The sequence below is a fragment of the Psychrobacter sp. genome (genome assembly GCF_036731945.1).
GTDB lineage: Bacteria > Pseudomonadota > Gammaproteobacteria > Pseudomonadales > Moraxellaceae > Psychrobacter.
The window spans coordinates 222-13439 of record NZ_DAINDI010000026.1; the positions used below are offsets into that span (position 1 = coordinate 222).

The window sequence follows — 13218 nt, forward strand, 5'->3', positions numbered from 1 at the left end:
GCGCCATGACCATGTTCTAAGAGATATTAGAGCTTACGCTGGAGCAGTTATTCAGATGGAGCGTGGAATTAACGTGCGAAGCATGGATTGGAATGATAACGAAGGTGTGCAACTTCTTGGGGATACCCCTGTAGAAGGCGTTACGTTTGGCTTGGAGGTAAATCCACAAAACAAGCAGTCATATCCCGTATGCCACCTAGATAAGAACACGACCTTGATAATCGTGTCCGGTTACAACGTGCTTCTAAGGAAGCGAATCATTGAACGCTGGCAAGAGTTGGAACAGCAAGTATCAGCAAACAACCCAGTCGTGCCAGCACTACCTAACTTTACTGATCCGTATGAGGCTGCTATCGCATGGGCAGAACAATATAAAGCCAAAGAGATAGCACAAGAGCAATTAGCGCTTGCTGCGCCAAAGGTCAGCCATTACGACAACGTGGTTAGTCGCAAAGGACTACTCACTGCCACACAGGTCGGTCAAAAGATAGGTTTATCAGCGGTCAAGCTCAATAAGATACTTGATGAGCTAAAGGTGTATAACCAGGCAGTGAAACGCTCAAGGGTCTTTAACTCATGGTTTATACAACAAGGACTAGGTGAGTTAAAACAGACGCCAGAAGGACACTCACAGGCGTTATTTAGCTTGAAAGGTGAGGCGTGGGTAATTGAGCGCCTAACAAGCGAAGGAGCGTTCTAATGAATACCAATAAGAGGTACGCAATGCAAGCGACAGGCTTTACACAGGTAGATAACAAGATATTTGATGCACAGCCGTATCTAACGCCTATTGCTTTTGGTGTGCTTATGCGAATGGTCAGAATGATTGAAGGTTATCAAGGCAATAATGACGCTGCTTTATCAAACACCTTTTTGCAGAAAGCATGCAACATGAGTAAAAACACTGTCTCAAAAGCGGTGATTGAATTGGTTGAGTTTGGATTTTTAAACCAAGAAGTTCAACAAAGAAAGACTGCTATTTACACTTTGAACTATGAAAATATCGCAGCTTTTGATGCTAAAAAACATGGTCAGAATTTAGCATCCCAAAATTTAGCATCCCAAAATATGACCATTAGATTCCCAAAATATGACCAAGAACTGGGTCAAAATATGGGAAGTAATAAAGAAAACATAAATAAAACTTCTTTAAAGAAAACTATAAAGGCCGATGAGGTTAAAAAACCTGAATCTAAAAAACCATCACCAGCAAAACAAGAGCGAGAGATTTTAGTTAAATCGCTTTTTGACAAATGGATTGAATTATCTGGTCAAAAAATCAAACCCTCTAAAAAACGTCTTAGTCACATTAACGCACGATTGGATGATGATTTCACAGAACAGCAAATTATTGATGCTATGACCTACGTTGCCACTGATAGCTGGCATGTTACCAATGGTCAGAACCTAATTGAGATTGCCGTTAGGTCAACTGAGCAGTTGGAAAAGAAACTAATCAAGATCGCAGCGCTTAATGCACAGCAAAACAATACTCAGGGGAACACTCATGCAAGCAACCAACCAGCTAACAGCAAACCTCGCAGAGAAACTACAGAAGAATACAAACAGCGGATGCAGCGAGAGTTTAACGAAGAGTTTGGAATCGAAGTACAGCCCGGCAGCCATACAGACTGCTACAGCTAGAGTCTTAAATCTTTTTGCAGAACTTAAAGAAGAATACGGTGCCTTGTTTGACGCCAAAGATCATCGCTACACGCCAGCCAAGGCACGCGAATGGGCGGTTGAGCTACTAGAGAGTGGTATCAACGCAGAACAGTACCAACGTGGCCGCTGGCAAGCAATCAAGCAGCAGGATTATCCCGTAGAACGCGCTTACAAGTTTATTCAGCTATGCAGGCAAGGCGAGGTTGATATATACCCCACACCCAACGACGCTTTTACCACCGCTTGTCAAAATTGCGGCATGAAGGGTGACATAGAACGCAACTGGAAGCATGAAGTGGTTTATGAGACAGCAAATAGGATTGGCTGGGGAAAGCTGGCAAGTGCGACGGACTACTTTTTTAAGACGTTTGAAGCAGTGTATGAGCAAGTGGTGAGTGAGCACAAGGCTGGCAAGACGTTTGTTATTCCACAGTCGCACCAAGTCGCTTATGAGCATACTCCGGTGCAGGCAGGTAGTGAGGCGGATAAGCGGATAACAGCGGAATTGGCAGAGTTGCGGAGGGTGGCGGTATGAGTAATGTCGAAGCAGGCCAAGTTTGGATTAGAAGAAACAAAAACGTGAGGGTTAGGGTTTGGCACGAGCCTAGAAACAATGAGGTATTTTTTGAGTACAAAGGCAACCGCCATTCTCGCAGCATGAATTTAGACCAGTTTTTGAGAGAGTTTGTGTGCATTGAATCGCTTATTGGTATAACCGAAGGCAGTGAGTGGGTAAGCAGGAAAGATAACTACCTAAGCAGAACGCACAAAGTATTCGTCGTTGACGAGGTTCGACTGAAGCAAGGGTTGGGTATCTACAACATAAAAAATGGGTTAGGCAATGGCCGTTTTCAAATAGAAATAGGTCGTTTCAAAGACAAGTTTATTAAACATCGTGGAGCGCAAGCGTAATGGCATCAATACGACTAGACGGTTTAACGATAGACCTTACTGACTCGATAGATTTTTACAATATGTGCAACGATTCAGCGAGTGTGGAGCTACTGGGCGATAACACTCAGGTCTTAACAATAAATGTAGGGCATGACGGTTTAAAGGTACGAGCGCATTTCATCACGCTACACGATGTTATGAATGCTATCGCTGAAGCCAACAGTTTTAAAGTGGTACCGGTTATACCAGATGAGCACGCTAAAGACGCGGTTAATCACAGTGAATACTTTGATGCCGCTGGCAAGTACCACGTCAACAAGCCAGCGGCTAAGCCAAAAGCAAAGCCAGTGAGCCGTAAAGATTACTTTGAGCGAGCAGGGATATTGGATTTTAAGGAGGCGGGCAAGTGAGTGACTCTAGAATCGACTGCGCATTAGGCGTTGAACTTAAAACCATACGCTTAAAAAACAATATGACGCTCATGACTATGAGCAAGGAAATGGGATTTACTCCCGCCCACCTGTCAAATTATGAGCACAACATCGGCGCCTTAAATCCAAACAGCGGAGTAGATGCAGCAATTATTGATAATTGGTGTAAGGCGACAGGCAACCATTTGTCTGACAACCCTCTTGTCTTGTCTATCACGCCAGTGATAACCGACCTTACTAAGACTAGAGCTATGCTTGAGCGCTGGCGCGATGGTGATTTTAGTCAGGAGAGTAAGGATGAGTAATATTTGCAGAAGATGCGGAAGCTTGATCGAGTACAGCCTTGTTTCTTTGTCGAAGATAAAAAATAGCCATTGTCATTTTTGCATTAGCGAATTTAAAACAATGACTGACAAGCTCGATAAAGAGCGAGAAAAGCGGTTAGAAGGATTTAAGAAATCACTTGCTGAGCGTACAGCATGAAAAAACACCCATCCGACTACACGCCAGGCGAGCGCAAATTTGCTGATTTAGTAGCAGCGCTCAAGGCTGGCAAGCCGAACGCTATGATCTATCGTAAAAATTCAGCGGTGACGCAGGCAGGTGATTTTGTTATTGGGTTGACCTACAACATCGCGCTACAGCGTTACTCAGCGAGCGCGATTGAGATAGACGGCGTGAGAGATAACGGCAAGGTGTGTGAGTGGGACCGAGAAGGGGGCGTACTGTATGACGATTTGAGCGACCTTAACGTCGGTTCGGTACATACGTCGGTCAGGACGATTTAAAAGGGCAGGAGGGTGTGAAATTGGCGCGAATTGCAAGGTTTAAGAAGGCTAGGGTGGTCACTGATAAAGATGGTAAGAAAAGTATCGTCATGCCAGCGAAGTCAGAAGATGATATTCAGATATCAATCATTAACTGGGCGAAGTTGCAGAAATACAAGGGCAGGCCGTTAGCTTACTACCTAAGTCATCCGGCAAACGGTGGTTATCGCAAGGATAAGGAGGCCGCCAAGCTCAAACGCATGGGAGTGCAGGCAGGTTATCCGGACTTAATGCTAGATATACCGAAAGGCGGTTATCACGGATTGCGGATTGAGCTGAAGAAGTTGAAAGGTGGTAGAACGCAAGACAACCAAAAAGAGCGTATTGCGGTGCTGAATGAGGAAGGTTATTACGCAGTGGTGTGCAAGGGCTTTCAAGACGCCACTGGAACAATTAAAAAATACATGGCAGGCGAGTTGTTAATTACTGATAAAAAGGAGAAGGCGTTGTGAGTGAGATTCAAGGATTTGTAGTATGTGGAGGCTGTAATTCGACTTATGCGGCGCACTCTAAAGATAAGATAAAGGACATGGAGTTAGGAGACTTATGTTTATTTTGCTTACAGTCAATTCAGCATCGCGAGTGTTATCCAAGTTTGGATAGTTACTTAGAGTCATTGCCGGTCGATAGGCAGGAAATGATATACAAAAGATATAAATATCTGGAGCAGCCTCAAGTTGACGACACATTCAACGATGACACGCCAGCGCAGACTTTTAGCGATATAAAGTGGGATGAAGGTACAGATGATAAGTCGGTAAAAGTAGCGGTATGCCTCAGTTGTGACGCAAAAATGCCCGAGGGTAGTTTGGATTATGAAGCAGTCAATCAAGGTCTAGGCTGTTCGAGTTGTAATTCTATTGCTAGCAAGATGCGCCTAATCGGTATCGCAGGACAAGCACGCAGCGGCAAAGATACACTTGCTAGCTACATGCTCGATAACTTAGATGGTATTTGGTTGCGCTCATCGTTCGCTGATCCGATTAAAGAAATGCTACGCGCTATTGGGGTTGACTGTAGTGACGATAAAAAAGCGGTAGTAAGCGATGATTATGGCGTCACACCACGTCACATGATGCAGACACTGGGCACAGAATGGGGCCGTCACATGATTGATGGTGATATCTGGGTAAAAGCGTTTGCGCGTTTGAACGCTGGCGAGTGTGTGATTGTGCCTGATGTTCGTTTTGAGAATGAAGCGGAGCTGGTACGCGAGCATGGCGTGCTGATTCACTTAGTTGGCCGTGGCGGTATCGAGGGCAATCACGTATCGGAGAACGCTATTGCATTTAAGCCTGGCGATATTGTGATTGATAATTCGCGTGACTTGGCTTGGTTGCATGGTCAGGTAGATGGTAATGCGGTGTTGGGTGATTTTATAAGCGAGGCTAACTGATGACTGATGTTTTTGAGCAATTAGATAAAGCGACAGCGATATTAGACTTACTTGAGGTGCAAAGCTGGCTAGAAGGGTGGGGAGATTACAGCAGGAGAGGGTCAAATTGGGCGCATTTAGGCTATCAATCGCCTTGCGCTAACATTATGCGTGATAACGTGCAGCAGGGCGCGTCTGGCAGCCGTCCGTTATTGTTTGATATGGATGATGAAGCGTACTACACGCTGATTGAGCGCGAGCTTGGACAGATGCGAACGTCACTTGATCCAGTGCTGAATATGTGGGCTAAGATTATTAAACAGTATTATTTATATAAATACTCTTATACTAAGCTGAGTAAAGAGACTGTGAGTAAGTTTGAGCATGGGGCTGGCACGACGAAGCAGTCTCATGTGCGTAAGGTGCAGGAGCATTTAGCTAATGCTGAGCGGCATATTTATGAGGCTATTTTGGAGCTGGTGTGATTGATAATACAAGAGCGCTCAGGCGTTCTTTTTTTTATTTTAAATTAATTGAAAATAAGTGTTGACAGCACCCAAAATGGGAGCTATATTATACACATACCAAGCAAACAACGGTATCAATCTACTACGGAGCAATACATTATGACTATTACAATCAATGCAAATGATTTTGGCTTAAATAGCAATCAAGATACTATCGAGCTAACCATCACTCAAGACGCTTATATGTCTCATAATGACAGCCAGCCACACAACACTGAGTACGTTGGTAAAGCTGAGGATAAAGACGGTAACAAGTACGATATAGTTTGGCACTTGCAAGATGATTTTGACCCACGGACTAACGACGACGAAAGCATTGCTTGTGACTGGGATAATCCTTGGTCGGTAACGCTAAATGATTAATCTACCTGAAAGCGGTTACACGCCAGCCAACTACGCCAAGTTGGTTGAGCTGACCGAGCTATCAAACGTTGCCTTTTGTGAGTTGTTTAACATACCCAAAGGCACGTTTGAAAAGCATAAGGCTGGCACGCGAACGATGAAATGGCAGGATTGGCAATCACTACTCGCTCAAGTTACAGACCACCTCGCCAAGTAGCGGGGTTTTTTTGTGTATGTCACTCAATATACGCCCGCAAGCCCACACACCCGCCAGCAAAACAACCCCATGCAAACAAATATCAAGTGTAATCGCGTTAACTTACGTTTCTCGCTCAAAATAGCTTGATTATTGGCACGACTTGGGGTAACTTTGTGATATCGTGAACGGGTAGGTCGATGGATAAGGGGTTGTGTATTCGCAATCCGCCAGACTTACCGCACTAAATATATTCTAAAAAGCTCATACCTTAACTGGTGTGGGCTTTTTTTGTGGGTGATTTTATGGCTATCCAGACAGTTGACTTGACAGTGCCGGGCGGTGATACGCCGCGAAGTGCCAACATTAAGATTAACGCGAACTTTAGCAACACCACTCATGCAGCGAGTCGTTTGGTGGGACCAGTCGCAGGCAATGTGATGGAGGTTGGGGCTTTTGGTATTGGCGGTAACTATCTCATACAGTCAGGAGTGCTACTAAAAGACCAGCATATCAACGGCTTTGGCTCAGCGCGTATAACCACCGGAGCAGGACCTGCGGACGCGCCAAACGCGCAAATTGGTAAGGTTTTATACATTGGCGACCCTACGTGGGGTTCGCAAGTTTGGTTTTCGTACGATTACGGGAAAGTGTATTTCAGAAACAAACAAACAGGTTCCGAGTACGAAAGTTGGAAAGAATTTTATCATTCAGGCACACCAAATTTAGCAGCTAATAGCATCCAAATCGGCGTGGGCGCACCAAAAATTGCTTATAAAAAGATAGTAGATACATTCTCTGGTAGTGCAGCAATAAAAGTCATACCTCATGGACTCAATGTATTAAAAATACTATCAGTATCTATCTTTGTTGAGACAAGACTGCAGCTTTTTCCGCCCGATTATCCTGACGTAGGCATTAAGTACAAATCATATACTGACAGCGCAGGGGTGAGAATAATACCTGTCGACGCGGTATCTTTGTATAACCAGCCGGTGACTATACTCATAACTTACGAGGTTTAAATGTCAAACTACACGTATACCGACGCTGTCGGCACCAGTCGCAGACGAGCCAAGCAGATATTAATTAATAACCCAGCTCAACCACTAGGCGCAACAGCAGATACAGCAATGCAAGCGAGTGTTACTTTCGTGATGGAAGATAGAGTTGTTCTAGCTGATGGCAAAGAAATGTTTGTTGATGCGGGCAATATGATTGTACCAATCAATGAGGAAACACTTGCAAAACTTTATCCAAACTATGACGTACAGACAGGCGTGGTCAATGAAGATAAGGGCAATCGTCATGGCGCGACTATCGTTAATATGATTATGGACGGCTTAGAAGATGTTTTTATCACAGAAGGCATGGCGAGGGATAATCCATCAGTGATGCCAACTCAAACAGACAACACTTAACTCTTTTGACTCATAAGTATCTGTTTGCTGTGAGTCTTTTTTACATGCGAGGTAAACCAGAGAGGTGCAAGCATGGCAGATAATATTTGCGGTGCTAAGACACGAGCTGGTAAGCCTTGCAACAACAAGCCTATTGCTGGTAAGAAGCGTTGCCGATTGCACGGCGGCTTATCACCAGGTGCGCCCAGAGGCAATAACAACAGCGTAAAGCATGGCATCTACAGTCGTATCTTTGATGACAGTCAGATAGACGATGCGATAGCAATGCAGGGCACGGTAAGCCGCGAGCTTGCAATCGCACGCATACAGCTTGCTAATTGCTTGGCTTATCGTAAAGCGCAGGGCGACACGCCAGCGCTGGACGAGATTAAAGACGAGACACTGGCTGACGAAGAAGATGAAGATGTCGTTAAGAAAGCTCGCGCTAAAGATGCAGCCAGATGCGGTGAATATTATGATCCTGATGAAGATGATTATGGCGGGCAAGAATCAGAGCCGCTAAAACGCACTAGGGTTTATCGCACACGAGACTGGGCTAACGAAGAAGCCCGGCTGATTAACTTGATTGCTAGACTAGAGATGCAATTGGTTAAGCAGCAGATTGCAGTTGTTGAGCTGGAACAGAAGAAGAGAGAGGCGGAGAAAACACCGACTGGCGGTAAAGAGAAAGACTTGGATGATATGACAGATGACGAACTCGACGAGTATGCTCTTGAATTACTCAGCAGAAAGTCTTAAAGCTTATCTACCGGGTTTAAGCGCTAAGAACAAACGCGCATTGATTAAAGTTATCAAAGAACGCCAGAAGCGAGAGCAGTACAAGCTATACAGCTACTTCCCTGATGACGGACCGTTTGCAAGGCATGGTTATACCAAGCACCTATCGTTCTTCAGTGATGGCGCGTTCTACGGCTCGCGCTTATTCATGGCGGGCAACCGTGTCGGTAAAACGATTGCTGGCACGTACGAGGATACCTTGCACGCAACCGGCCTTTATCCGGAGTGGTGGGAAGGCAAGCGCTTTGACCATCCAACCAAAGGCTGGATTGCTGGCAAGACCAACGAGACGACACGCGACATTCTGCAAGTCGAATTGTTTGGTAATGTCGTCTTTAAAGATGGTGGCAAGAAAAAGACCATAGACGGCACGGGCATTATCCCTATTCACTTGATTGACCAAAAATCAATTAGGTGGAAGTCTGGCGTTGCTGACTTGATCGATACAGTCAAGGTCAAACATGCCAGCGGTGGTTGGTCGTACATTGGCTTGAAGTCATACCAACAAGGCCGAGGAAGCTTTGAAGGTACGGCGATGCACTACATTCATCTGGATGAGGAGCCGCCAGAAGAAGTTTATACCGAGTGTTTGACGCGGACAGCAACGACACGCGGCTTGATTTATATCACGTTTACGCCGCTGATGGGCGTAACGCCGATGGTCAAGAACTTCATTGAGAAAGCCGATGAAGGAATTACCAGTGTTACACGCGCTACTTGGAACGACGCGCCGCATTTAACAGACGATGACAAGGCAAACTACTTAGCGTTATTCCCGAAACACGAGCACAAAGCGCGTATGGAAGACATACCTTACGCTGGCAGTGGTCTTATCTATCCGATTGATGAAGATGAAATCACCGTTGAGCGGTTCGATATACCGGCGCACTGGCCGCAAATCAAAGGTATGGACTTTGGGTGGGACCATCCGACAACGTGCGTTACGCTGGCATGGGATAGAGATAATGATATTGTTTATGTCACAGACGAGTATGCAGCACGAGAGCGCACACCGCGAGAACACGCGCCACACTTTAACGATAACGGATCATGGCAGCCAGTCGCATGGCCGCATGATGGTTATCAGCATGACAAAGGCAGTGGCTTAACACTCGCTGAGCAGTACCGCGACGAAGGCGTCAACATGCTCGATGAAAATGCCACGCATGATGATGGCACCAACGGCGTCGAGGCTGGCCTCATGGAAATACTACAGCGCATGGAGACTGGCAGGTTCTTTGTTTTCAGCGATTGTACTGAATGGCAGGACGAGCGCCGCACCTATCATCGCGATAAGGGCAAGATTAAGAAGCTGTACGATGACTTGATGGATGCCACGCGCTACGGCGTGATGATGCTCAGACATGCGAAGGTCAAGCCGAGGGCAGGACGTAACAAGGTCAATAACAATACGACGGTTTTATAACCAAACACCAAAGCCACCTCATCGAAGGTGGCTTTTTTGTGGGAAAAATAACCATGACGCATTACCAGATACCCAATAGCGTGCTGTTTGGCAGAGCGCAGGGCAAGAATGTTAGCAAAGCTCTGAGCGATTACAGCTTAGAGGCGCTACAGAAGCGTGCGAACAATGGTAATGCGGACGCTAAACGATTGATTAAGCAATTAAAGGATAAGAGCAATGGCTAAGTATCGCAAAAAGCCAGTGGTGATTGACGCTGTTCAGTTCGATGGAACATTGCAGTCAGTAGATGGATTTATGCCGTATGACGCATTTGAATATCGCCCTAGTTATCACATGCCGACAAGTAGTGCGCCGTCATCATTAACGATACAGACGCTAGAAGGCGCTATGACCGCTAACCATTGGGACTACATTATCAAAGGCGTTAATGGCGAATTTTACCCGTGCAAGCCTGATATTTTTGCCAAGACTTATGAAGCAGTGGAGTAGGTAATGTCACTAACCATACGATACGGCGTGCCAGTACCAGCAGCAGTTAAAAAAGGCTATGGCTTGCAAGCATTTATCTCAAACGTATTTTTTGAAGCAGACGAAGGCGCAACCGCCAATGATGCGGCATTGATACTGTGCCGTCGTGCGTTTGGCATTGGCAAGTCTTATATCGCTGTGCGCCGCAATCAAGCGTACCAGTTGCGCGAGAAGGACGGTAAGTTTCTGTCCGATACGGCAGAAGATTGCGCCCAATACTTGTGGAATGGTCACTCAACCGACTTTGACAAACATGCTGTCATGGATTGCTTACTTGAAAACATCGATCAGCTGGTCATGCACAAGCCAGAAGGTGAGGATTTAAACCGCAAGGCGCTGGACAAATACTTTGAAGGTGAAGATACCTTTACCACCGGACTAATGGATATTGCCAACTCATGAGTAATCAAGCGACACACGGACTAGATGACGACTTTAAACTAACAAAGGACGGCAAGTTTCTTGTGTGGGCGCGTGATATGTATGAGTACGAGCGCGAAGCACAAGCAGAAGGTCGAGCGCTGCGGGCACGCGATGAGCGCTTCTATGACGGGCACCAATTCAGCGATGAAGAAAAGCAAGTCTATGCCGAACGCAACCAAAAGCCGCGCACCTATAACGAGATCAAGCCAGCGGTCGATTGGATTATCGGCTCAGAGCGCCGCGCGCGTAGCGACTGGAACGTACTACCGCGCACCGCTGATGATGTCGAGCCAGCGCAATTAAAGACCAAACTCATTAAATACATTGATGATATTAATAAAGCCAAGTGGCAACGCAGTACCGCGTTTGAGGATTGCGTCAAGACTGGCGAAGGCTGGACACGAGTAAGCGTAGAGCCAAACGAAGATGGTGAGCTGATGGTTCAGCTTAACTATGAGAATTGGCAGAACGTATTGGTCGATGGTCAATCGGTCAAAGCTGATATGTCAGACAGCCGCTATATGTGGATAACCAAGATAGTCGACGTTGAAACGCTTGAGCAGTGGTTCCCGAAGAAGAAAGATGAGATTGAGCAGGACGCTGGCGAGTATCAAGAGCTTGACGACGACTTGCGTTTTGACCAGACAGGCGATGACGGCAATACTTTATACAACAACTCGCATAGGTTGAGCCAGTGCAGCGACGCCAACATCAATGTGGTGCGCTCAGGCTCAATGAGTATCAGAGGTGGTCACTACTCATCAACGCGCCGCGCTGTGCGTGTGTGGGAAATGTGGTATCGCAAAACAGAACGAGTGGAGCTATTAGCTAATGCTGGCGGGTTGACCGGTCAGATATTTGACAGCAATAAGCAAGAGCATCAAGCAGCGCTGGAGAAAGGCGCTAAAAAGCGCGAGACAGTGCGCGAACAGATGCACATGGCTATCTATACCGCGACGACTGTATTGTTTCATGGCCCATCAATCTATAAGCACAACCGCTATCCGTTTGTGCGCCGCTTAGCGTTCATCGATAAGACAACCAAGTCACCTTATGGCGTCGTGCGTCAGATTGTTGACCCGCAATCAGATTTAAACCAGCGTAAGAACCAAGCGCTTTATCTTATGGCCACACGCCAAGTGATTGCTGATGAAGGCGCAGTCGATGATAAAGACGAGGCTATCAAGCAAGTCGCTAAAGTTAATGGCTATGTTGAGGTTAAGAAGAACGCACGCTTTGAGATACGCGACAATCAAGCGCTGGCAGGTCCGCATGTGCAGTTCGCTGAAATGGATAGCGCGTACTTAAAGCAAATCAGTGGCGTCACTAGCGAAAACCGAGGTATGAATCAAAATGCTTTGTCAGGTATCGCTATTCAGTCATTGCAAGAGCAAGGCACTGTTATCACCACGCCTATCATCGACAATCACCAACTGGCGCACCAGCTAGAGGGTGAGCTTGTGCTATCGCTGTGCGAGCAGTACATCAATCGTGAAATGCAGTTTCGCGTAACCAGTGACATTAAGAACCCCGGTGAAAAAGATTTTGTGGTATTGAACGCCACACCAGAGACAGACATTACCGCGACGCAAGCCGATTTTGTAATATCAGAGCGTGATTATCGCCAGACCATGCGTCAAGCGCTGTCTGAGCAGTTGATGAATGTATCAGCACAGATAACACAAGCAACGGGCGATCCAGCGATTGCGATTGCCTTCATTGAAATGGCGATTGACTTGCAAGACTTGCCAAACAAAGAGCGCTTATCTAGCAAGCTGCGCGAAGTATCAGGATTGCCGCCAATAGACGAGAACGAGGATGATAAACAAGCGCGTGAAGAAGCACAAGCACAAGAGCAAGCGAAACAGCAAGCAATGCAAGAACAGGCGTTTGAGCTTGAGATTGCAAAACAGAAATCAGCAATCAACCTCGACAACTCGCGTGCCAACCAATACAACCGTGAAGGTGAGCGCGAAAAAGCTAATGCAAGACGTGCTCAAGCTGAAGCATTGGTTAAGTACCTTGAAGCCGCTGGAGTTGTGGTTAATAACGCTGAGCTTAGCAATATTGCTGACGATCTTATTAACAATATGGACAACATAATGAACGGCACACAGCCGACACAGGTAGGCGGCGAGCAGTTAGAAGCGCAAGGCCAGCCAGTTGAGCAAGGACCAGTGCCGATGCACGTTGACATGCCAGCACAGCCGCAAGAGCCAGAACCACAAGAACAACCGCCAATGCCAGAGCAGCCAGTCATGCCCGAGGGTGAAGCGCCCGCTGGCGAGGACGGACAAGCGCCAATATCACCAGAAGAAGCCGCCATGATGCAAGAAGTGATGGGGCAGCAATCAGGAGTGCCAGACGCATGAGCAAGAAATCAAAG

The 13218-nt window shown here is 46.4% G+C and carries 20 protein-coding genes; all 20 read left to right on the forward strand.

Going from position 1 to position 13218, the window contains the following annotated elements:
* The coding region (locus V7D75_RS06990) for a phage antirepressor KilAC domain-containing protein (RefSeq protein WP_333613976.1) at positions 1-700 on the forward strand (700 nt) is incomplete at its 5' end.
* Entirely contained in the window at positions 700-1644 is a 945-nt protein-coding gene (locus tag V7D75_RS06995; RefSeq protein WP_333613977.1) for a hypothetical protein, read from the forward strand. The genes V7D75_RS06990 and V7D75_RS06995, both read left to right, overlap by 1 nt.
* Positions 1598-2200, forward strand: coding sequence for a replication protein P (locus V7D75_RS07000; RefSeq protein ID WP_333613978.1), 603 nt, complete (start codon positions 1598-1600; stop codon positions 2198-2200). Before V7D75_RS06995 ends, V7D75_RS07000 begins: the two co-directional genes overlap by 47 nt.
* Positions 2197-2577: a hypothetical protein gene (locus tag V7D75_RS07005; protein ID WP_333613979.1), complete on the forward strand. Its 381-nt coding sequence runs from the start codon at positions 2197-2199 to the stop codon at positions 2575-2577. Before V7D75_RS07000 ends, V7D75_RS07005 begins: the two co-directional genes overlap by 4 nt.
* Before the next feature lie 62 nt (positions 2578-2639).
* Complete coding sequence (locus V7D75_RS07010) at positions 2640-2969, forward strand: hypothetical protein (protein WP_333613980.1); 330 nt, start codon at positions 2640-2642, stop codon at positions 2967-2969.
* The gene (locus V7D75_RS07015; protein WP_333613981.1) at positions 2966-3295 is read left to right on the forward strand and encodes a helix-turn-helix transcriptional regulator; all 330 of its coding nucleotides are present in this window, start codon (positions 2966-2968) and stop codon (positions 3293-3295) included. Before V7D75_RS07010 ends, V7D75_RS07015 begins: the two co-directional genes overlap by 4 nt.
* Before the next feature lie 174 nt (positions 3296-3469).
* A complete protein-coding gene (locus V7D75_RS07020; protein ID WP_333613982.1) occupies positions 3470-3778 on the forward strand; it encodes a hypothetical protein in 309 nt (102 codons plus the stop codon).
* 53 nt (positions 3779-3831) lie between these two features.
* Complete coding sequence (locus V7D75_RS07025) at positions 3832-4269, forward strand: VRR-NUC domain-containing protein (protein ID WP_333613983.1); 438 nt, start codon at positions 3832-3834, stop codon at positions 4267-4269.
* Positions 4266-5213, forward strand: coding sequence for a deoxynucleotide monophosphate kinase family protein (locus V7D75_RS07030; protein WP_333613984.1), 948 nt, complete (start codon positions 4266-4268; stop codon positions 5211-5213). Before V7D75_RS07025 ends, V7D75_RS07030 begins: the two co-directional genes overlap by 4 nt.
* Positions 5213-5677: a hypothetical protein gene (locus V7D75_RS07035; protein WP_333613985.1), complete on the forward strand. Its 465-nt coding sequence runs from the start codon at positions 5213-5215 to the stop codon at positions 5675-5677. The genes V7D75_RS07030 and V7D75_RS07035 overlap by 1 nt, the downstream gene beginning before the upstream one ends.
* A 141-nt stretch (positions 5678-5818) precedes the next feature.
* Positions 5819-6082: a hypothetical protein gene (locus V7D75_RS07040; RefSeq protein ID WP_333613986.1), complete on the forward strand. Its 264-nt coding sequence runs from the start codon at positions 5819-5821 to the stop codon at positions 6080-6082.
* Positions 6075-6278 carry a hypothetical protein gene (locus tag V7D75_RS07045; protein ID WP_333613987.1) on the forward strand — a complete coding sequence of 68 codons (204 nt, stop codon included), beginning with the start codon at positions 6075-6077 and terminating at the stop codon, positions 6276-6278. Before V7D75_RS07040 ends, V7D75_RS07045 begins: the two co-directional genes overlap by 8 nt.
* Positions 6279-6562: 284 nt before the next feature.
* Positions 6563-7282 carry a hypothetical protein gene (locus V7D75_RS07050; RefSeq protein ID WP_333614013.1) on the forward strand — a complete coding sequence of 240 codons (720 nt, stop codon included), beginning with the start codon at positions 6563-6565 and terminating at the stop codon, positions 7280-7282.
* Complete coding sequence (locus V7D75_RS07055) at positions 7283-7678, forward strand: hypothetical protein (RefSeq protein ID WP_333613988.1); 396 nt, start codon at positions 7283-7285, stop codon at positions 7676-7678.
* A gap of 72 nt (positions 7679-7750) precedes the next feature.
* The gene (locus V7D75_RS07060) at positions 7751-8416 is read left to right on the forward strand and encodes an HGGxSTG domain-containing protein (protein ID WP_333613989.1); all 666 of its coding nucleotides are present in this window, start codon (positions 7751-7753) and stop codon (positions 8414-8416) included.
* The gene (locus V7D75_RS07065) at positions 8367-9881 is read left to right on the forward strand and encodes a terminase large subunit domain-containing protein (protein ID WP_333613990.1); all 1515 of its coding nucleotides are present in this window, start codon (positions 8367-8369) and stop codon (positions 9879-9881) included. Before V7D75_RS07060 ends, V7D75_RS07065 begins: the two co-directional genes overlap by 50 nt.
* Positions 9882-9919: 38 nt before the next feature.
* Complete coding sequence (locus V7D75_RS07070) at positions 9920-10105, forward strand: hypothetical protein (RefSeq protein ID WP_333613991.1); 186 nt, start codon at positions 9920-9922, stop codon at positions 10103-10105.
* Positions 10098-10370 (forward strand): hypothetical protein, encoded by a 273-nt coding sequence (locus V7D75_RS07075; protein ID WP_333613992.1) that lies wholly within the window; start codon positions 10098-10100, stop codon positions 10368-10370. Before V7D75_RS07070 ends, V7D75_RS07075 begins: the two co-directional genes overlap by 8 nt.
* 3 nt (positions 10371-10373) lie before the next feature.
* Positions 10374-10811 carry a hypothetical protein gene (locus tag V7D75_RS07080; protein ID WP_313205884.1) on the forward strand — a complete coding sequence of 146 codons (438 nt, stop codon included), beginning with the start codon at positions 10374-10376 and terminating at the stop codon, positions 10809-10811.
* A complete protein-coding gene (locus tag V7D75_RS07085; RefSeq protein ID WP_333613993.1) occupies positions 10808-13204 on the forward strand; it encodes a portal protein in 2397 nt (798 codons plus the stop codon). Before V7D75_RS07080 ends, V7D75_RS07085 begins: the two co-directional genes overlap by 4 nt.
* The last annotated feature ends 14 nt before the right edge of the window (positions 13205-13218 follow it).

Excerpts from the sequence above, each read along its gene's own strand:
- V7D75_RS06995 (WP_333613977.1), top strand. The coding sequence starts at position 700 with ATGAATACCAATAAGAGGTACGCAATGCAAGCGACAGGCTTTACACAG.
- V7D75_RS07005 (WP_333613979.1), top strand. The coding sequence starts at position 2,197 with ATGAGTAATGTCGAAGCAGGCCAAGTTTGGATTAGAAGAAACAAAAAC.
- V7D75_RS07010 (WP_333613980.1), top strand. The coding sequence starts at position 2,640 with ATGTGCAACGATTCAGCGAGTGTGGAGCTACTGGGCGATAACACTCAG.
- V7D75_RS07020 (WP_333613982.1), top strand. The coding sequence starts at position 3,470 with ATGAAAAAACACCCATCCGACTACACGCCAGGCGAGCGCAAATTTGCT.
- V7D75_RS07035 (WP_333613985.1), top strand. The coding sequence starts at position 5,213 with ATGACTGATGTTTTTGAGCAATTAGATAAAGCGACAGCGATATTAGAC.
- V7D75_RS07040 (WP_333613986.1), top strand. The coding sequence starts at position 5,819 with ATGACTATTACAATCAATGCAAATGATTTTGGCTTAAATAGCAATCAA.
- V7D75_RS07045 (WP_333613987.1), top strand. The coding sequence starts at position 6,075 with ATGATTAATCTACCTGAAAGCGGTTACACGCCAGCCAACTACGCCAAG.
- V7D75_RS07050 (WP_333614013.1), top strand. The coding sequence starts at position 6,563 with ATGGCTATCCAGACAGTTGACTTGACAGTGCCGGGCGGTGATACGCCG.
- V7D75_RS07055 (WP_333613988.1), top strand. The coding sequence starts at position 7,283 with ATGTCAAACTACACGTATACCGACGCTGTCGGCACCAGTCGCAGACGA.
- V7D75_RS07060 (WP_333613989.1), top strand. The coding sequence starts at position 7,751 with ATGGCAGATAATATTTGCGGTGCTAAGACACGAGCTGGTAAGCCTTGC.
- V7D75_RS07065 (WP_333613990.1), top strand. The coding sequence starts at position 8,367 with ATGACGAACTCGACGAGTATGCTCTTGAATTACTCAGCAGAAAGTCTT.
- V7D75_RS07075 (WP_333613992.1), top strand. The coding sequence starts at position 10,098 with ATGGCTAAGTATCGCAAAAAGCCAGTGGTGATTGACGCTGTTCAGTTC.
- V7D75_RS07080 (WP_313205884.1), top strand. The coding sequence starts at position 10,374 with ATGTCACTAACCATACGATACGGCGTGCCAGTACCAGCAGCAGTTAAA.
- V7D75_RS07085 (WP_333613993.1), top strand. The coding sequence starts at position 10,808 with ATGAGTAATCAAGCGACACACGGACTAGATGACGACTTTAAACTAACA.